The organism is Bradyrhizobium amphicarpaeae (assembly GCF_002266435.3).
Classification (GTDB): Bacteria; Pseudomonadota; Alphaproteobacteria; order Rhizobiales; family Xanthobacteraceae; genus Bradyrhizobium; species Bradyrhizobium amphicarpaeae.
In genome coordinates this window covers 6,329,228-6,347,736 of the sequence record NZ_CP029426.2, presented here as the reverse complement: position 1 = coordinate 6,347,736, position 18,509 = coordinate 6,329,228, and the positions used below count along the sequence as shown (strand labels likewise).

Below are 18,509 nucleotides of genomic sequence, written 5' to 3'. Positions count from 1 at the left end.
TCCGATGGATCTCGCATTCACGAAAGAAGAGCAGGCGTTTCGCGAGGAAGTGCGGCAGTTCTTCCGCGACAACGTGCCGCCGGATACGCGGCGCAAGATGGTCGAGGGCCGTCACCTCTCGAAGGACGAGATGGTGACCTGGTGGCGCATCCTCAACAAGAAGGGCTGGGGCGTCAGCCACTGGCCCAAGCAGTATGGCGGCACCGGGTGGACCTCCGTGCAGCACTACATCTTCAACGAGGAGCTGCAGTCCTATCCGGCGCCGCAGCCGCTCGCCTTCGGCGTCAGCATGGTCGGCCCGGTCATCTACACCTTCGGCAACGAAGCGCAGAAGAAGCAGTATCTGCCGCGCATCGCCAATGTCGACGATTGGTGGTGCCAGGGCTTCTCCGAGCCCGGCTCCGGCTCCGACCTCGCCTCGCTCAAGACCAAGGCCGAGCGCCGTGGCGACAAATGGATCATCAACGGCCAGAAGACCTGGACCACGCTGGCCCAGCACGCCGACATGATCTTCTGCCTTTGCCGCACTGACAACAACGCCAAGAAGCAGATGGGCATCTCCTTCATCGTGTTCTCGATGAAGTCGAAGGGCGTCACCGTGCGCCCGATCCAGACCATCGACGGCGGCCATGAGGTCAACGAAGTCTTCTTCGACGACGTGGAAGTTCCGGTCGAGAATCTGATCGGCGAAGAGAACAAGGGCTGGGATTACGCCAAATTCCTGCTCGGCAATGAGCGCACCGGCATCGCCCGCGTCGGCGTCTCCAAGGAGCGGCTGCGCCGCATCCGCGATCTCGCCGGCAAGGTCGAATCATCAGGCAAGCCGATCATCCAGGACCCCGCCTTCCGCGAGAAGCTGGCGGCCTGCGAGATCGAGCTGAAGGCGCTCGAGCTGACGCAGCTGCGTGTCGTCGCCGACGAAGGCAAGCACGGCAAGGGCAAGCCCAATCCGGCCTCCTCCGTGCTGAAGATCAAGGGCTCCGAGATTCAGCAGACCACCACCGAGCTGCTGATGGAAGTGATCGGCCCGTTCGCCGCACCTTACGACGTGCATGGCGACGACGGCTCGAACGAAGCCATGGACTGGACCGCCCAGATCGCGCCGAGCTATTTCAACAACCGCAAGGTCTCGATCTACGGCGGCTCCAACGAGATCCAGCGCAACATCATCGCCAAGGCGGTGCTGGGGCTTTGACGCAACAAAGACGGTGTCGTCCCCCGCGAAGGCGGGGGACCCAGTACGCCGCGGCGGTCGTAAGTACGACGGACGGCTGCGTTTACTGGATCCCCGCCTTCGCGGGGATGACGTCTGAAGATGAGGCGACGGCCGGCGAGAAGCGCGGCGTCGATTTTTGGAGAGAGAAATGGATTTTGATCTGAACGAGGAGCAACGGCTTCTCAAGGACAGCATCGACGGCCTGCTGACCGATTCCTACGATTTCGAGAGCCGCAAGAAGTACATGAAAGAGAAGGGCGGCTGGAGCAAAGCGGTCTGGGGCAAGCTCGCCGAGCAGGGCCTGCTCGGCCTGCCGTTCGCAGAGGCCGATGGCGGCTTCGGCGGCGGTGGCGTCGAGACCATGATTGTGATGGAGGCGCTCGGCAAGGCGCTGGTGCTCGAGCCTTATCTGGCGACGGTCGTGATCGGCGGCGGCTTCCTGCGTCACGCGGGCTCGGATGCGCAGAAGGCCGCGTACGTGCCCGGCATCATCGACGGCAGCAAGACGCTGGCCTTCGCCCAGCTCGAGAAGAACTCGCGCTACGATCTGTTCGACGTCGCGACGACCGCGAAGAAGAAGGGCGAGGCTTACGTCATCGATGGCGAGAAGTTCGTCGTGCTCAACGGCGAGAACGCCGACACCCTGATCGTCACGGCGCGCACCAAGGGCGACCGTCGCGACAAGTCCGGCATCGGCGTGTTCCTGGTCCCGGCCAATGCCAAGGGCGTCGCCAAGAAGAGCTATCCGACCCAGGACGGCCTGCACGCCGCCGACATCACCTTCACCGGTGTCGAGGTGGGTGCGGACGCCGTGCTCGGCAATCCCGACGATTCGCTCGCGCTGATCGAGCGCGTGGTGGATGAAGCCCGCATCGCGCTCTGCGCCGAAGCCGTCGGCCTGATGGACGAGTCGCTCAAGTCCACGGTCGAGTACATCAAGACGCGAAAGCAGTTCGGCGTCGCGATCGGCTCGTTCCAGTCGCTGCAGCACCGGGCGTCCGACATGTTCGTCGCCGCCGAGCAGGCGAGATCGATGTCGATGTTTGCGACCATGGCCGGTGATTTCGAGGACGCCAAGGAGCGCTCCAACGCGATCGCCGCGGCCAAGGTGCAGATCGGCAAGTCGCTGAAGTTCGTGGGCCAGCAGGCGATCCAGCTCCATGGCGGCATCGGCATGACCATGGAAGCCAAGATCGGCCACTACTTCAAGCGCCTCACCATGATCGAGAACTCGTTCGGCGACACCGACTACCACCAGCGCCGCGTCGCGGATGGCGGCGGGTTGATCTGAGTTGATCTGAACCACACGACAACTGTCATGCCCCGGCTTGACCGGGGCATCCAGTATTCCGCGGCGGTAGTTCGTTCACGCAATTTCAGCCGCGGCGTACTGGATCGCCCGGTCGAGCCGGGCGATGACACCTGAACGAGAGGCGTCAGCGAGGCAACACCCATGAAAAACACCCCCTTCGATCTCACCGGCAAGGTCGCAATCGTCACCGGCTCCAGCAGGGGCATCGGCCGCTCCTCCGCCGAACTGCTGGCGAAGCTCGGCGCCAAGGTCGTGGTCTCCTCGCGGAAGGCCGATGCCTGCAAGGAAGTTGCCGACGGCATCGTGGCTGCCGGCGGCGAGGCTACCGTCATCCCCTGCAACATCGCGCGCAAGGCCGAGGTCGAGGCGCTGATCGCCGGTGCCACGAAGCATTACGGCAAGATCGACATCCTGGTCTGCAACGCCGCGGTGAACCCCTATTACGGTCCGCTGCTCGACATCACGGACGAGGCCTTCGACAAGATCATGGGCTCGAACGTCAAGAGCAACATCTGGCTCTCCGCGTTGGCGATCCCCCAGATGGCCGAGCGCGGCAAGGGTTCGGTGATCATCATCTCATCGATCGGGGGCCTGCGCGGCTCCACCGTGATCGGCGCCTACGGCATCTCCAAGGCCGCCGACTTCGCGCTGTGCCGTTCGCTCGCCGGGGAGTGGGGTCCGAAGGGCGTTCGCGTCAATTGCATCGCGCCCGGCCTCGTCAAGACCGATTTCGCCCGCGCATTGTGGGAAGACGAAGCCAACCTCAAGCGCCGCACCGCCACCACCCCGCTGCGCCGCATCGGCGAACCCGACGAAATCGCCGGCGCGGTGGCCTATCTTGCCTCGGACGCGTCGAGCTTCATGACGGGGCAGACCATCGTGATCGATGGTGGTGTGACGACGGCGGCGGTGTAAGTCTCGCACCACGAGAGATTGCATCGACGCTACGCTTCCCTTACCCTCCCTGGAAGGGGAGGGTCGTTTCGCGTTTGCGCGGAGCGGGGTGGGTGGAAGCCACAGCGATGGTCTCAACATCAATTCGACGCGCCGCCGCAAAGAAGCTGAGAGCCAACACGACGCCGCATGAGCGAATGCTGTGGCGTGCTCTCAAGGAACTCCCGCTGGACGGCTCGCACTTCCGCCGGCAAGCACCTGTCGGTCCCTACGTCGTCGATTTTTTCTGTCCGGCCAAGCGTCTCATCATCGAGCTCGATGGCGGGCACCACAATGAGGACGACAACGCGGCGCGCGATCTAGTCCGCCAGCGCTGGCTTGAGAACGAAGGCTACCGTGTCGTCCGATTCTGGAATTCGGAGGTCTCGAACGATCTAACCGCTGTAATGGAGCGCATCTATGTCGAGCTCTACGGCTCGCGCGAAGCTGAAGCCATGCCGCTTGAGCACCGGCGCAAGCGGAAGACTTCGACCTGAATCGAGCCGCGCTCTTTCTTACCCTCCCCTGGAGGGGGAGGGTCGATCGCGCGCAGCGCGAGCGGGGTGGGGTGATCTCTCAACACGGGCAGTGTCGGATGTGGAAAGACCTTCACCCCACCCCGGATCACATTCCGCTGCGCTGCATGTGATCCGACCCTCCCCCTCCAGGGGAGGGTAAGTGAGACCTGCCTTGACGTTGCCGCGTTAATCCGCTCCCTATGCCGCGAAATGATCCCCCGCGGGACAACGCCAAGGGTAAGCCGCCATGTCTTTCGTCCTCGCCATCGACCAGGGCACCACCTCTTCGCGCGCCATCGTGTTTCGCGGCGACATCTCCATCGCGGCGAAGGCGCAGGCCGAGTTCCCGCAGCATTTTCCAGCCTCGGGCTGGGTCGAGCACGAGCCTGAGGACATCTGGACGTCGACCGTGAAGGTCTGCCGCGACGCGATCGCGCAGGCTGGCATCGGCGCAAAGGACATCGCCGCAATCGGCATCACCAACCAGCGCGAGACCACCGTGGTGTGGGACCGCGCGACCGGGCAGGCCGTGCACCGCGCCATCGTCTGGCAGGATCGCCGCACCGCCGACATTTGCGCAAAGCTCAAGGCCGATGGCCGCGAGCCCGTGATCTCGCAGAAGACCGGGCTGATCATCGATCCCTATTTCTCCGGCACCAAAATCGCCTGGATCCTCGACCACGTCCCCGGCGCCCGCGCCCGCGCCGCGCGCGGCGAATTGATGTTCGGCACCGTCGACTGCTACCTGCTCTGGCGCCTGACCGGCGGCAAGGTCCACGCCACCGACGCCACCAACGCCTCGCGCACGCTGCTGTTCAACATCCACACCGGCCAGTGGGACGACGAGCTTCTTGAGATCATCGGCGTGCCGCGCTCGATGCTGCCCGAGGTGAAGGACTCGTCTGCCCGCTTCGGCGAAAGCACCCCCGATCTGTTCGGCGGCGCGATTCTCATCTCCGGCATCGCCGGCGACCAGCAGGCCGCCACCATCGGCCAGGCCTGCTTCCGCCCGGGCATGATGAAGTCCACCTACGGCACCGGCTGCTTTGCCTTGCTCAACACCGGCACCACGCCGGTGGTGTCGAAGAACAAGCTGCTCACCACCGTCGCCTACCAGCTCGACGGCAAACGCACCTATGCGCTCGAAGGCTCGATTTTCGTCGCAGGCTCAGCCGTGCAATGGCTGCGCGACGGCCTCGGCATCATCAAGCACGCCGCTGAGACGGGGCCGCTCGCCGACCAGTCCGACTCCATGCAAAGCGTCTATCTCGTCCCCGCCTTTGTCGGCATGGGCGCGCCCTACTGGAATCCCAGGGTGCGCGGCGCGCTGTTCGGCCTCACCCGCAACACCGGCCCGGCCGAGCTCGCCCACGCCGCGCTGGAAAGCGTCTGCTACCAGACCTTCGACCTCTGGGCCGCGATGCGCGCGGACTGGCCGAGTTCGGAAACCGCCAGCGTCGTGCTCCGCGTCGACGGCGGCATGACCGCGTCAGACTGGACCATGCAGCGCCTCGCGGACCTGCTCGACGCCCCGGTCGATCGCCCCGTGATCCAGGAGACCACGGCGCTGGGAGCTGCCTACCTCGCCGGCCTCCAGGCCGGCGTCTATCCCGAGCCGACGAAATTCGCCGACAATTGGCGGCTGGAGCACCGCTTCAAGCCGGCGATGAGCCAGGCGACGCGCGAGCGCAAGCTTGCGGGCTGGGCACGCGCGGTGAAGGGCGTGCTGGCGAGTGATGAGGGGGAGGGGTAAACGGGCTACACGCACTCTCTCCACCGTCATTGCGACGAGCTCTTGCAACGAAACAATCCAGACTGCTGCCGCGGAGACAGTCTGGATTGCTTCGCTCCGCTCGCTATGACGGCGTGTGCTGTCGTTCTTGAAAACGGCGCATCTCGCCCGCTAGATCGTCCGCTGTCACAAGCTCCGCCGTCATCCTGAGGTGCGCGCTCTTGCGCGCCTCGAAGGATGGGCTGGAAACGCTCGTCGCCCATCCTTCGAGGCTCCCCTGGCGATGCTCGCGCATCGCAAGGCTCGCACCTCAGGATGACGGTTGAGCTTATGGCGGCGCTTGTAGTGCCGTAGCCCGGATGGAGCGCAGCGCATCCGGGACCGCTGTCGCTCGTGGTGAGAATCCCGGATTGCGCTGCGCTCCATCCGGGCTACACGCACTCTCTGCACCGTCATTGCGACGAGCTCTTGCGACGAAGCAATCCAGACGGCTGCCGCGGAGACAGTCTGGATTGCTTCGCTCCGCTCGCTATGACGGCGTGTGCTGTCGTTCTTGAAAACGGCGCATCTCGCCCGCTAGATCGTCCGCTGTCACAAGCTCCGCCGTCATCCTGAGGTGCGCGCTCTTGCGCGCCTCGAAGGATGGGCTGGAAGCGCTCGTCGCCCATCCTTCGAGGCTCCCCTGGCGATGCTCGCGCATCGCAAGGCTCGCACCTCAGGATGACGGTTGAGCTTATGGCGGCGCTTGTAGTGCCGTAGCCCGGATGGAGCGCAGCGCATCCGGGACCGCTGTCGCCGGTGGTGAGAATCCCGGATTGCGCTGCGCTCCATCCGGGCTACACGCACTCTCACTTTCGCCACCGTCATTGCCACGAGCTCTTGCGACGAAGCAATCCAGACTGCTGCCGCGGGTTCGCTCCGCTCACAATGACGGCGTGTGCTGTCGTTCTTGAAAACGGCGCATCTCGCCCGCTAGATCGTCCGCTGTCACACGCTCCGCCGTCATCCTGAGGAGCGCGCTCTTGCGCGCCTCGAAGGATGGGCTGGAAGCACTCGTCGCCCATCCTTCGAGGCTCCCCTGGCGATGCTCGCGCATCGCAAGGCTCGCACCTCAGGATGACGGTTGAGCTTATGGCGGCGCTTGTAGTGCCGTAGTCCGGATGAGCGTAGCGATATCCGGCGCCGCTATCCCGCATGTCGCTGCGCTCATGCGGGCTACACTCGCTGGGGGCGACTCGTCCTCAAAACACCTCCTGCTTCGTCCGCGCCAGCGAAAACCCGCGCTGCATCGCGTTAAAGCACGTCAGCCCGGTCTGCTCCGATCGGCACGTAAACCCCGCGCGCTGCCACACCTCGCCATAGGCCAGCACCGGCAGCGACGGGTCCATGATGGTGTCACCGGCGCAGATGCGTCCGGCCGCTCCCTTCACACTCATCTCAAAGGCGTTGCCCCATTCGAGCTCGCAATCGGCGGGCCGACGCGGGCGGGTATCGATGTTCATGATGTCGCAGCGGAGCACGGCCTCACTGTTATCGGTGAAGACCTGGCAGGCGATGTTCTTCGACGGGGTCTGGAAGCCGATCGGGCGATCCTGCGCGTTCGAGGCCGTCGCGAGCGATAATGCCAGAACGGCGAATGGAAGACATCGCATCAGATCGCTCCCGGCCCGAGATCGTCATGCCCGGACTTGATCCGGGCATCCATCAAACTCTAGTCTGAAGCGTGATGGATTGCCGGGTCAAGCCCGGCAATGACGAGAGGCGACCCATGTTCCTGATCGGCCAATATGATTCCCCCTTCGTCCGGCGTGTCGCGATTGCGCTGCGGCTTTACGGGCTCGCCTTCAAGCACCGGCCTTGGTCGACCTTCGGCGACGCCGACAAGATCGCGCCCTTCAATCCGTTGCGCCGCGTGCCGACACTGGTGCTCGATGACGGCGAGGCGCTGATCGAGAGTATGATCATTCTCGATTATCTCGACGAACTCGTCGGCGAGGACAGGGTAATGCTGCCGCGGAGCGGCCCCGAGCGCCGGATGCATTTGCGCATCTGCGCGCTCGCCTCAGGTCTCGGCGACAAGGCGGTGAGCCTGCTCTACGAGCGCGTGCTGCGAAAGGAGCAGCTCGCGCTGTGGGTCGAGCGTTGCCAGGCGCAGATCGGCGACGTGCTGAAAGTGCTGGAAGCCGAGCGCGCCAGGGTGACGTCGCCGTACTGGCTGGGCGATCGCATCGGCCATGCCGACGTCGCGGTGGCCTGCGTCGTTCGCTTCACCCGCGAGGCGCATCCGCAGCTGTTCGACGTGTCGCGCTATCCGGCCCTGAGCGCGCATGCCGAGCGCTGCGAGGCGCTGGATCCGTTCCGGGAGATCGTGCAGCCGCTGGCGCCGCCGAAGGGGTGAGAGAGCGAACACCCTCGGCCGCTAGAGCATGATCCGGAAAAGTGCGAAGCGGTTTTCCGAAAAGATTATGCTCAAACAACAACCTAAAGCGCGATGACGATTCATCCCAATCTCATCGCGCTTTAGGCGAACCCGACCTTGATCAGGATGGTCAGAAAGACGCCGCCGACCACCGCGCAGACGGCGGCGCCGATCAGCGGAGCCAGCGCGCCTTCCCCGCTCGAGGGCTCCAGCACGGCATGGCCGGGCCGGTCGGGATCGTAATAGACCTGGACGCTCTGTCCGGGATGATATCTTGCTGCGTCCTTTTCCGCGACCTCGCGCAAGCCAGTGATCATGGTGCCGCCCCAATTGGCTTCCGTGCCGGTGAAGTCGCGTTTGCCGACCTTGTAGGCGTAACGCAGATCGACCTGATAGCGATGCCGGAGCTTGGTGGTCCTCGGCTTGTCGTCATCGTCGCTCGTCTCCTCGACGATCTCCTCGATCATTTCGCTATGGGTGATCCGGCCCGCCGCGATCGGCCAGCGCAGGCTCGCGCTCGCCAGCCGGCGCGTCCTGACATAGGCGACGACGCAGAACACGCCGCCCACCAGCACGATGATCGGTAGCGCGAAGACGAACAGCGGCACGTTACGAGCGGCGTAGAGCACGTGACCCGCGAGCGCATGCGCGGTCAAAGTCGCGGCGATCAAGCCGAACACGATGGTGAAGGCCGCGAGTGCCGCGACGTTCTGTGCCGCGGCCGGCTCCAGCAGCGCCTCGGTCGGGTGCTTCGGATCGACATAGACGTCGACATGGGCGCCGACCGGATATCGTCCGGCGAGCTTTGCGGCCAGCACTGGTGTCGTCATCGCAATGCCACCGACGGCGACCTGGTCGCCTTCCAGCTCCTGGTCGCCGGCGCGATAGCGATAGCGGATGATGGGCTTGGCGTCGTTCTGGTCGTCGGAGGCGTGCGCTGCCGGCCGATCGACGCTGGACACCGTGATGATGCCCTCGACCTTGTCCCAGCTTCGCGCCGCCTGCATCCGGCCGCGCATGCGGATCAGGTTGGACAGCATCAATCCGGACAGCAGTACGAAGATGCCCGCGGCAATCCGCGTCCACATCAATTGTTGCGGGTCGAGCATCTGATTTCCCCCAGCCAGCGACGGCGACCGCCATTCGTCGCGGTGAGCGCGCGTTGCGTTCACATGACCGGGATCATTTGGCAGATCGCGCTACCGTCCGCGCTCCCCTTGAGGAGCAGCACCATCGCATTTGAGCAGAACGTGGTGGGAAACTCGCTTGCGGTCATCCTTCGAGACGGCGGGCCCTCAGGATGAGGACCGAATGCTTGGCGGCTCTTTCGCGGGGCAAAGCCGCGGGTTCAGCGTTATCCTGAGGAGACCGCGGAGCGGTCGTCTCGAAGGATGGCCACGAGCGACATCGCTCGACATGCGATTGCCCTGCTCCAGGACCACGCACAGCAGCCGATCGTGCAACGATACACCTGTTTTGCCCGACGGCGCAAAACCCGCCCGACGCCACAAAAAAATTGCTCAACCTTTTCAAACCCATGGCTACTGTGCATGGGGTTGTTTTCGCACTTTTGATGGTACGGAGGCCTATCCCGCAACCACTCGCTTCTTCTGCCAGACCAGATGCACCGCGCAGGTGCAGCCCGGCGGGTGCGATGCCAATTCGTTCGACGTCTCGTCATTCGCAGGCGTTGCTGCAAAGGCTTTGGCGCTGTCCTCGCGCGACGGGATGTAGTTCAGCACCGGCGCGAGCCAGCGCTCGGTCTCGCTCACCGTCATGCCCTTGCGCGCGGCGTAGTCCTCGACCTGGTCGCGCTCGATCTTGCCGACGCCGAAATAATAGCTCTCGGGCGCAGCGAAATAGAGCCCTGATACCGACGAGCCCGGCCACATCGCAAAGCTCTCGGTCAGCTTCACGCCGGCCGTGGCCTCCGCATCGAGCAGCTCGAACAGCGTCGCCTTCTCGGTGTGATCGGGCTGCGCGGGATAGCCCGGCGCGGGACGTATGCCCTGGTATTTCTCCAGGATCAGGTCGTCGGTCGACACGGCCTCGTCGGGAGCATAGGCCCAGAACTCGCGGCGCACGCGGGCATGCATGCGTTCCGCGAACGCCTCGGCGAGGCGGTCGGCCAGCGCCTTGCAGAGGATCGAGGAGTAATCGTCATTGGCCATCTTGAAGCGGTCGGCGACCGCATCCTCGCCGATGCCTGCGGTGACGACGAAGCCGCCGACATAGTCGGGAACGCCTGCGGGCGCGACGAAGTCGGCGAGCGCCGCGTTGAAACGGCCCTCGCGCTTCTCGAGCTGCTGGCGCAGCGTGTGCAACGTCGCGATTTTCGTCGTGCGGCTCTCGTCGGCATAGAGCGCGATGTCGTCGCCTTCGGCATTCGCCGGCCAGAATCCGATCGTGGCGCGGGCCCGGAACCATTTCTCCCTGACGATGGTGTCGAGCATCTTGCGCGCGTCGTCGTAGAGCGAGCGTGCGACCTCGCCGACCTTGGCGTCGTCGAGGATGGCGGGGAAGCGCCCCGCGAGCTCCCAGGTCTGGAAGAACGGCGTCCAGTCGATATAGGGCACGAGCTCGGCGAGATCGTAATCGTCGAAGCTCTTGATGCCGAGGAAGGTCGGCTTCACCGGCTTGCTCTTCGCGAAGTCGACCGGCACACGGTTGGCGCGCGCTGTGGCGAGCTTCAGGCGCTTCTTGTCGGCCTGCGCGCGCAGATGCGCCTCGGAGATCTTGGCGTATTCGGCACGCACCTCGGCGGCATAGGCGTCGCGCTTCTCGGGCGAGAGCAGCGAGGAGGCGACGCCGACCGCGCGGCTGGCATCGTTGACGTGCACGACGGGACCTGAGCGATAGCTCGGATCGATCTTCACAGCGGTATGCACGCGGCTTGTGGTGGCGCCGCCGATCAACAGCGGCAGCTTGAGGCCTTCGCGCTGCAATTCGCTGGCGAAGAACGCCATCTCGTCGAGCGAGGGGGTGATCAGGCCGGAGAGGCCGACGATGTCGGCCTTCTCGGCCTTCACGGTCTCGACGATCTTGGCGGCGGGCACCATCACGCCGAGGTCGATCACCTCGTAATTGTTGCACTGGAGCACGATGCCGACGATGTTCTTGCCGATGTCGTGGACGTCGCCCTTCACGGTCGCAAGCACGATCTTGCCGGCGGAGGAGGAGCCTTCGGTGCCGATGCCGTTCGCGGCGTTGCGCGCCTTCTCTTCCTCCATGAACGGCATCAGCCAGGCCACGGCCTGCTTCATCACGCGCGCGGACTTCACCACCTGCGGCAGGAACATCTTGCCGTCGCCGAAGAGGTCGCCGACCACGTTCATGCCGGCCATCAGCGGGCCCTCGATCACGTCGAGCGGACGCGAGGAATTCTTGCGGGCCTCCTCGGTGTCCTGCTCGATGAACTCGGTGATCCCGTGCACCAGCGAATGCGACAGCCGCTTTTCCACCGGCCATTCGCGCCAGGCGAGATCGGCCTCCTTGGTCTGGGTCTTGTTGCCGCGGAATTTCTCGGCGAGCGCCAGCAGCCGCTCGGACGCACCGGGATCGCGGTTGAGGACGACGTCCTCGCAGACCTGGCGCAATTCCGGATCGATGTCGTCATAGACGATCATCTGCCCGGCATTGACGATGCCCATGTCCATGCCGGCCTTGATGGCGTGATACAGGAACACCGAATGCATGGCCTCGCGCACCGGCTCGTTGCCGCGGAACGAGAACGACAGATTGGAGACGCCGCCGGAGATATGCGCGCCGGGCAGGTTCTGGCGGATCCAGCGCGTCGCCTCGATGAAGTCGACGCCGTAATTGTTGTGCTCCTCGATGCCGGTCGCGATCGCGAAGACGTTCGGATCGAAGATGATGTCCTCCGGCGGGAATCCGACCTTGTCCACCAGGATGTCGTAGGCGCGCTTGCAGATCTCGGTCTTGCGCTTGAACGTGTCGGCCTGGCCGACTTCGTCGAACGCCATCACCACCACAGCCGCGCCGTGGCGCCGCGCGACTTTGGCTTCGTGAATGAATTTCTCCTCGCCCTCTTTCATCGAGATCGAGTTGACGACCGGCTTGCCCTGGACGCATTTCAGGCCGGCTTCGATCACGGAGAATTTCGAGGAATCGACCATCACGGGCACGCGGGCGATGTCGGGCTCGGCGGCGACGAGGTTGAGGAAGGTCACCATCGCGGCTTCAGAATCGAGCAAGCCCTCGTCCATGTTGACGTCGATGATCTGCGCGCCGTTCTCGACCTGGTCGCGCGCGACCTGCAACGCCGCCGTGTAGTCGCCGGCGGTGATCAGCTTGCGGAAGCGGGCGGAGCCGGTGACGTTGGTGCGCTCGCCGACGTTCACGAACGGGATCGCGTCGGTCAGGATGAACGGCTCGAGGCCGGAGAGCCGCAGGCGCGGTTCGATCTCGGGCACGATGCGCGGCTTGTGCGGGGCGACTGCGGCGGCGATCGCGGCGATATGCTCCGGCGTGGTGCCGCAGCAGCCGCCGACGATGTTGACGAGGCCATCACGCGCAAACTCGCCGACGAGGCGCGCCATGTATTCGGGCGTCTCGTCATACTGGCCGAACTCGTTGGGCAGGCCCGCGTTGGGGTAGGCGCACACCAGCGTGTCGGCGACGCGGCCGATATCGGCGATGTGCGCGCGCAAATCCTCGGCGCCGAGCGCGCAGTTGAAGCCGATCGTGATGGGCCTGGCGTGCCGCACCGAATGCCAGAACGCCTCCGGCATCTGGCCCGAGAGCAGGCGGCCGGACTTGTCGGTGATGGTGCCCGACACCATCACAGGCATGTCGATGCCGCGCGCTTCGGTGATCTCGGCGATGGCGTAGAGCGCCGCCTTGGCGTTCAGCGTGTCGAAGATGGTCTCGACCAGCAACAGGTCGACGCCGCCGTCGAGCATGCCGTTGATCTGCTCGCCGTAGGATTTGCGCAGATCGTCGAAGGTGACGGCGCGGTAGCCGGGATTGGAAACATCCGGCGAGATCGAGGCGGTGCGGTTGGTCGGCCCGATGGCGCCGGCGACGAAGCGCGGCTTGCCGTCCTCGGCCTCGACGCGGCGCGCGGCATTGCCGGCGAGGCGGGCGCCTTCGCGCGCCATCTCGTAGACGATGTCGGTCAAATCGTAATCGGCCTGCGCGATCGAGGTGGTGGAGAAGGTGTTGGTGGCGACGATGTCGGCACCCGCGCGCAAATACGCCGCGTGGATGTCCTCGATCGCCTGCGGCTGGGTCAGGATCAAGAGGTCGTTGTTGCCGCGCAGGTCGCGATGAAAATTCTTGAAGCGCTCGCCGCGGAAGGCCGCTTCGTCGAACTGCAGGTTCTGGATCATCGTGCCCATGGCGCCGTCGAGCACGAGAATACGCTCGCGCGCGGCGTTGAGCAGGCCAGTTCGCTTCGGAGAGTTGGATACGGTCATGTCGTCTTACGCCGCCTTTTGCGCGCTCTTGGCGCGGATGCCGAGCAAATGGCTGATCGCGAATACGAGATCGGCGCGGTTCATGGTGTAGAAATGGAAGGTGTCGACGCCGTTCTTGGCGAGCTTCTGCACCTGGCCGGCCGCAACGGTCGCGGCCACCAGCTTGCGGGTCTCGACGTCGTCATCGAGGCCCTCGAATTTCGCGGCGAACCAGTCCGGCACGGTGGTTCCGGCGCGGGTGACGAAATTGCGCGCCTGCTTGAAATTGTGCATCGGCATGATGCCTGGCACGATCGGAATCTCGATGCCACGCGCGCGGACGCGGTCGAGGTAGCGGAAGTAGAGGTCGTTGTCGAAGAACACCTGGGTGATCGCGCGGGTCGCGCCGGCGTCGACCTTGGCCTGCAGCGTGTCGATGTCGGCATCGAAGTCGCGCGCTTCGGGGTGCTTCTCGGGATAGGCCGACACCGACACTTCGACGTCGCCGTGCCGCTTCTTGATGCCGGCGACGAGGTCGGCCGAGCTCTGGTAGCCGTCGGGATGGCTGGAATAGGGCGTGCCGATGCCGCCGGCGGGATCGCCGCGCAGGGCCACGATGTGGCGGACGCCGACCTCGTGATAGCGGTCGACGATCTCGTCGATCTCGCCGCGCGAGGCGCCGACACAGGTCAAATGCGCCGCCGGCAGCAGCGCGGTCTCTTTCAGGATGCGGGCAATGGTGGAATGGGTACGTTCGCGGGTCGAGCCGCCGGCGCCATAGGTCACCGAGACGAATTTCGGGTCGAGCGGGGCGAGCCGGTTGATGGTCTCCCAGAGATTGCGCTCCATGTCTTCCGTCTTGGGCGGAAAGAATTCGAAGGAGATCGCAGGCCGCTTCAGGTGCCCGTCTTGCCCGTTGGCTCGGGCAGGAATCGTCAGATCGGTCATGGCACCACTCGCTCCAGATGTGTCGCCAGATCCTGGCGGCCGACGGTCAGGTCTAGCTTGGGAGAGCCTAAGATAGGGCAAAGGCGGTTTGATCGACAGCCCATCAGGGATGGGAAATCGCCCACTTGTGCCGATAATAGTCGAATTATTTGTTGTAAGCTGACTTTGGTGGGCGAATGGCAATATGAGAGAAATATATAAGTATCAATGATATATTGAATAGGGAGACTGAGTTTGGAGGCAATATCGGCTGTGGGCAGAAGGAATGTTTTGTTACGTGGACGTTAATTGGCCCAATCAACCCGCTTTGACCTGGAGGCCTCGGCTCGCGACCTGCACACGTCAGACCTGCGCAGCCACCCCATTGTCGCCGCCCGGTCCTTCACTAGGTTAGCGCGCCATGATCCCGCTCTCAGTCCTCGACCTCTCCGTCGTCACCACAGGCACAAAACCCGCCGCGGCGCTGCGCAACAGCATCGATCTCGCGCGCCACATCGACGGGCTCGGCTATGTCCGCTACTGGCTCGCCGAGCACCACAACCTCGCCTCGGTCGCGAGCCCGGCGCCCGACGTCATGATCGGGCAGATCGCAGCGGTGACGCAGAATATCCGCGTCGGCTCCGGTGGCGTGATGCTGCCCAATCATGCACCGCTGGTGGTGGCCGAACGCTTCAAGATGCTGGAAGCGCTGTTTCCCGGCCGCATCGACCTCGGCCTCGGTCGCGCGCCCGGTACCGACGGCGCGACGGCCTATGCGCTGCGCAGCCGGCTCGACCGCCGCGAGGGCGACGATTTCCTGGAGCGGCTGCACGAACTGATTCTGTGGGAGACCCGCGAATTTCCCGCAGGGCACCCTTACCACAACGTCGTTGCCATGCCCGACGACACCAGGTTGCCGCCGATCTGGCTGCTCGGCTCCAGCGATTATTCCTCGGAGCTGGCCGCGCAAGTCGGCATGGGCTTCGCCTTCGCGCATCACTTCGCGTCCCACGACGCGGTCGATGCGATGGTGCACTATCGCAACCGCTTCCAGCCTTCGGCCTGGCGTGCAAGTCCACACGCCATCCTCGCGGTCGCCGTCATCACCGCCGATACCGACGAGGAGGCCGAACAGCTTGCCTCTTCGTTCGACCTCAACCGGCTGCGTCGCGACCGCGGTCAATATCTGCCGTTGCCGAGCGTCGAGGAGGCGCTGGCCTATCCTTACTCCGACGCCGAGCGCACCTCGATCCTGCGCAACCGTTCGCGTCTGTTCGTCGGCAGCCCCGCGACGGTGCAGAAGAAGCTGCAGCTGCTGATCGAGGCGAGCAAGCCGGACGAACTGATGGTGATCACGGCGGTGTACGATCACGAGGCGCGGAAAAAGTCGTATTCGCTGCTTGCGGAGGCGTTTGGGTTGGTGAAGAGCGCGGCATAAGCCGCTCTCGTGCCCCGGACGCAGCGCAGCACGCAGTCATGCGCTGCTGAGCCGGGGCCTATGGTTGCTCCGAGGCTCGCAGTTCCTGGATCCCGGCTCGCGCTTCGCGCGTCCGGGACACGAGACTAATCCTGCTGTGCTTCGCTGAAGGTCGCGCGGAAGGGGTGGGCGGGATACACTCCGACGATACGGAATTCGCGCGAGAAGAATTTCAGCTCCTCGATCGCGAAGGCGAGGCCCTTGTCGTCGGGATGGCCGTCAACGTCGGCGTAGAATTGCGTGGCGAAGAAATTACCATCGACCATATAGCTCTCGAGCTTGGTCATGTTGACGCCGTTGGTGGCAAAGCCGCCGAGCGCCTTGTAGAGCGCGGCCGGCAGATTGCGCACCCGGAAGACAAACGTCGTGACCAGCGGGCCGGAGCCTTGCGCCGCCCATTTTGGCTCGCGCGCCAGCACCACGAAGCGGGTGGTGTTGTGGGCCTCGTCCTCGATGTCCTCGGCGAGGATGTCGAGGCCGTAGATCTTGGCGGCGAGGCGGGAGGCGATCGCGGCCACCGTCTTGTCGTTGCGCTCGGAGATGTCGCGGGCGCTGCCGGCGGTGTCGGCGTGCACGATCGGCTTGATGCCGAGCTTGCGGATGATGCGCCGGCACTGACCGAGCGCGTGGACATGGCTCTCGACGCTCTTGATGTCTTCGAGCCTGGTCCCTTTCACCGCCATCAGCTGATGCCGCACGGGGAGAAACCATTCGCCGACGATGAAGAGGCCGGAGGCCGGCAGCAGATGGTGGATGTCGGCGACGCGGCCGGCGACCGAATTCTCGATCGGGATCATGCCGAGATCGGCCTCACCCGACGAGATCGCCGACAGCGCGTCCTCGAAGGTGGCGCAGGGCAACGGCTCGGCGTCGGGATAGGCCTCGACGATGGCGATGTGGGAATTGGCTCCGGGCTCGCCCTGGAATGCGATCTTCATCTTGCTCATGTCTTAAAAGTGCTCCTGGGTCGGCCTTGTAACAGCGGCTCAGGATTTGGAAAGGATGCTGCGGGCGGTTTCCAGGTCTGCCGGCGTGTCGACCCCGCGTGGCACGGTGTCGACGATGGTGAAGTCGATGCGCATTCCGGCTTCCAGCGCCCGGAGCTGTTCGAGCTTCTCCTGCAATTCCAGCGGCGAGGGCGGCAGCGAAACGTAACGCTCCAGCGCGGCGCGGCGATAGGCGTACAGGCCGATATGGTGGTAACGCGGTCCGTCCCCGGTCGGCGCGGTGGCGCGGGTGAAATAAAGTGCGCGCATGCGCTTGCCGCCGAGCGAGGTTCCGATCGCCTTCACGACGCTCGGGGCGAGGTCTTCCTCCTCGGTGTGGATCTGCGAGGCCAGTGTCGCGATGTCCACGGCCGGGTCCTGCAGCGGCGGCAGCACCTCGCGGATGTTGTCGATCGTAATCGTCGGGAAATCGCCCTGCAGATTGACCACGATCTCGGCCTTGCCGTCCGGATCGAGCTTCTGCATGGCCTCGTGGATGCGGTCGGAGCCGGAGGGGTGTGTCGGGCTGGTCATCACGGCCTCGCCGCCATGGGCCGTCACGACCGAAGCGATCTCGGGTGTGTCGGTCGCGACCGCGACCCGGCCGATGCCGGCGGCCTCGGCGCGGCGCAACACGTGCACGATCATCGGCAGTCCCGCGATATCGGCGAGTGGCTTGCCGGGCAGGCGGGTGGCGGCCATGCGGGCCGGGATCAGCACCAGGATGCGGGGATCGATCATTGGGTCTGGAGATCCGGAGTCAGGAGCCTGGAAAGGGGGCGTTTTCCGCGCCGGGAAATGGAGTGGGGACGGGCCGAAAGCGGGGTCGCTTATACGGGTTGCCAGACCCCGGGCAAACCGATATCTCAATGGCAAAACTCGGGGAAACGATAGGGAACGATTGATTCTCCCGAGGCTCGTCCTGGCGGCCGCCCGGCCGCTCGATCCTTCTTGCGGTGTGGGGCCTGGCCGGAAATGGACTCTTTCGAACTCAACAAGATTCTCGGTGCCGTGCTCGGCACCTGTCTCCTTCTGCTGGTGACGAGCTTCACCGCCAATGCGTTGTTCTCGCCCAAGATGCCGGAAAAGCCGGGTTTCGAGATCGCCGTGAAGGAAGATGCCGGCCATGGCAAGGAAGGCGGCGCTGCCGCCGCGCCCGCCGAGCCGATCGAAAAGCTGCTCCAGACCGCCTCCGTCGAGAAGGGCGCGGCGGCCGCCAAGAAGTGCGGCGCCTGCCACACCTTCGAGAAGGGCGGCCCGAACCGCGTCGGTCCGAACCTCTATGGCGTCGTCGGCGACCACCGGGGCGAAGGCCGCAACGGCTTCAACTTCTCGGCGGCGATGAAGGCCAAGGGCGGCACCTGGACGATCGACGATCTCAACAAGTTCATCGCCAATCCCAAGGGCTTCGTTCCCGGCACTGCGATGGGCTTCGCGGGTATCCAGAAGGATTCCGAGCGCGCCGACGTCATCGCGTACCTGAACAGCCTCTCCGACAGCCCGAAGCCGCTACCGACCGCGGCGAAATAAGGCGCCTCGGTATCGATCTTGGAATATGCGGCCAGGCTGAGA

At 64.6% G+C, this 18,509-nt stretch carries 14 protein-coding genes; 8 read left to right on the top strand and 6 right to left on the bottom strand.

Annotated elements, in window-relative coordinates; all coding sequences use genetic code 11:
- Nucleotides 1-4 precede the first annotated feature (4 nt).
- The 5 genes from pimC to glpK all read left to right on the top strand — a co-directional run bounded on the left by pimC (nt 5) and on the right by glpK (nt 5,732).
- Entirely contained in the window at nt 5-1,195 is a 1,191-nt protein-coding gene (gene pimC / locus CIT40_RS29780) for a pimeloyl-CoA dehydrogenase large subunit (RefSeq protein ID WP_094892856.1), read from the top strand.
- Nucleotides 1,196-1,364: 169 nt separating this feature from the next.
- Nucleotides 1,365-2,507 carry a pimeloyl-CoA dehydrogenase small subunit gene (gene pimD, locus CIT40_RS29775; protein ID WP_094892855.1) on the top strand — a complete coding sequence of 381 codons (1,143 nt, stop codon included), beginning with the start codon at nt 1,365-1,367 and terminating at the stop codon, nt 2,505-2,507.
- A gap of 162 nt (nt 2,508-2,669) precedes the next feature.
- The gene (locus CIT40_RS29770) at nt 2,670-3,443 is read left to right on the top strand and encodes an SDR family NAD(P)-dependent oxidoreductase (protein ID WP_094892854.1); all 774 of its coding nucleotides are present in this window, start codon (nt 2,670-2,672) and stop codon (nt 3,441-3,443) included.
- Nucleotides 3,444-3,535: 92 nt separating this feature from the next.
- Nucleotides 3,536-3,958, top strand: coding sequence for an endonuclease domain-containing protein (locus CIT40_RS29765; protein ID WP_244611872.1), 423 nt, complete (start codon nt 3,536-3,538; stop codon nt 3,956-3,958).
- A 268-nt stretch (nt 3,959-4,226) separates the two neighbouring features.
- Nucleotides 4,227-5,732: a glycerol kinase GlpK gene (glpK, locus tag CIT40_RS29760; RefSeq protein ID WP_094892851.1), complete on the top strand. Its 1,506-nt coding sequence runs from the start codon at nt 4,227-4,229 to the stop codon at nt 5,730-5,732.
- Nucleotides 5,733-6,952: 1,220 nt separating this feature from the next.
- Here glpK and CIT40_RS29755 read toward each other — a convergent pair.
- Nucleotides 6,953-7,363: a DUF6636 domain-containing protein gene (locus CIT40_RS29755; RefSeq protein ID WP_094892850.1), complete on the bottom strand. Its 411-nt coding sequence runs from the start codon at nt 7,361-7,363 to the stop codon at nt 6,953-6,955.
- 116 nt (nt 7,364-7,479) lie between these two features.
- Here CIT40_RS29755 and CIT40_RS29750 point away from each other — a divergent pair, with 116 nt between their 5' ends.
- Nucleotides 7,480-8,109 (top strand): glutathione S-transferase family protein, encoded by a 630-nt coding sequence (locus CIT40_RS29750; RefSeq protein WP_094892937.1) that lies wholly within the window; start codon nt 7,480-7,482, stop codon nt 8,107-8,109.
- A gap of 122 nt (nt 8,110-8,231) precedes the next feature.
- Here the strand turns inward: CIT40_RS29750 and CIT40_RS29745 are convergent, their stop codons facing one another.
- The 3 genes from CIT40_RS29745 to metF all read right to left on the bottom strand — a co-directional run bounded on the left by CIT40_RS29745 (nt 8,232) and on the right by metF (nt 14,495).
- Nucleotides 8,232-9,239, bottom strand: coding sequence for a DUF3592 domain-containing protein (locus tag CIT40_RS29745; RefSeq protein WP_094892849.1), 1,008 nt, complete (start codon nt 9,237-9,239; stop codon nt 8,232-8,234).
- 477 nt (nt 9,240-9,716) lie between these two features.
- Nucleotides 9,717-13,568 carry a methionine synthase gene (gene metH / locus CIT40_RS29740; RefSeq protein WP_094892848.1) on the bottom strand — a complete coding sequence of 1,284 codons (3,852 nt, stop codon included), beginning with the start codon at nt 13,566-13,568 and terminating at the stop codon, nt 9,717-9,719.
- 6 nt (nt 13,569-13,574) lie between these two features.
- On the bottom strand, nt 13,575-14,495 hold the full coding sequence (gene metF / locus CIT40_RS29735; RefSeq protein ID WP_094892847.1) for a methylenetetrahydrofolate reductase [NAD(P)H]: 921 nt from the start codon (nt 14,493-14,495) through the stop codon (nt 13,575-13,577).
- A 400-nt stretch (nt 14,496-14,895) separates the two neighbouring features.
- On the opposite strand from metF, the gene CIT40_RS29730 reads away from it, so the two are divergent.
- Nucleotides 14,896-15,912: an LLM class flavin-dependent oxidoreductase gene (locus CIT40_RS29730; protein WP_094892846.1), complete on the top strand. Its 1,017-nt coding sequence runs from the start codon at nt 14,896-14,898 to the stop codon at nt 15,910-15,912.
- A 125-nt stretch (nt 15,913-16,037) separates the two neighbouring features.
- On the opposite strand, the gene CIT40_RS29725 is transcribed toward CIT40_RS29730, so the two are convergent.
- Complete coding sequence (locus tag CIT40_RS29725) at nt 16,038-16,898, bottom strand: prephenate dehydratase (RefSeq protein WP_094892845.1); 861 nt, start codon at nt 16,896-16,898, stop codon at nt 16,038-16,040.
- Between the two features lie 39 nt (nt 16,899-16,937).
- A complete protein-coding gene (locus CIT40_RS29720) occupies nt 16,938-17,678 on the bottom strand; it encodes a 3-deoxy-manno-octulosonate cytidylyltransferase (RefSeq protein WP_028142117.1) in 741 nt (246 codons plus the stop codon).
- A gap of 234 nt (nt 17,679-17,912) precedes the next feature.
- On the opposite strand from CIT40_RS29720, the gene CIT40_RS29715 reads away from it, so the two are divergent.
- Nucleotides 17,913-18,467: a c-type cytochrome gene (locus CIT40_RS29715; protein ID WP_094892844.1), complete on the top strand. Its 555-nt coding sequence runs from the start codon at nt 17,913-17,915 to the stop codon at nt 18,465-18,467.
- Nucleotides 18,468-18,509 lie beyond the last annotated feature (42 nt).

Excerpts from the sequence above, each read along its gene's own strand:
- pimC (WP_094892856.1), top strand. The coding sequence starts at position 5 with ATGGATCTCGCATTCACGAAAGAAGAGCAGGCGTTTCGCGAGGAAGTG.
- pimD (WP_094892855.1), top strand. The coding sequence starts at position 1,365 with ATGGATTTTGATCTGAACGAGGAGCAACGGCTTCTCAAGGACAGCATC.
- CIT40_RS29770 (WP_094892854.1), top strand. The coding sequence starts at position 2,670 with ATGAAAAACACCCCCTTCGATCTCACCGGCAAGGTCGCAATCGTCACC.
- glpK (WP_094892851.1), top strand. The coding sequence starts at position 4,227 with ATGTCTTTCGTCCTCGCCATCGACCAGGGCACCACCTCTTCGCGCGCC.
- CIT40_RS29755 (WP_094892850.1), bottom strand. The coding sequence starts at position 7,363 with ATGCGATGTCTTCCATTCGCCGTTCTGGCATTATCGCTCGCGACGGCC.
- CIT40_RS29750 (WP_094892937.1), top strand. The coding sequence starts at position 7,480 with ATGTTCCTGATCGGCCAATATGATTCCCCCTTCGTCCGGCGTGTCGCG.
- CIT40_RS29745 (WP_094892849.1), bottom strand. The coding sequence starts at position 9,239 with ATGCTCGACCCGCAACAATTGATGTGGACGCGGATTGCCGCGGGCATC.
- metH (WP_094892848.1), bottom strand. The coding sequence starts at position 13,568 with ATGACCGTATCCAACTCTCCGAAGCGAACTGGCCTGCTCAACGCCGCG.
- metF (WP_094892847.1), bottom strand. The coding sequence starts at position 14,495 with ATGACCGATCTGACGATTCCTGCCCGAGCCAACGGGCAAGACGGGCAC.
- CIT40_RS29730 (WP_094892846.1), top strand. The coding sequence starts at position 14,896 with ATGATCCCGCTCTCAGTCCTCGACCTCTCCGTCGTCACCACAGGCACA.
- CIT40_RS29725 (WP_094892845.1), bottom strand. The coding sequence starts at position 16,898 with ATGAGCAAGATGAAGATCGCATTCCAGGGCGAGCCCGGAGCCAATTCC.
- CIT40_RS29720 (WP_028142117.1), bottom strand. The coding sequence starts at position 17,678 with ATGATCGATCCCCGCATCCTGGTGCTGATCCCGGCCCGCATGGCCGCC.
- CIT40_RS29715 (WP_094892844.1), top strand. The coding sequence starts at position 17,913 with ATGGACTCTTTCGAACTCAACAAGATTCTCGGTGCCGTGCTCGGCACC.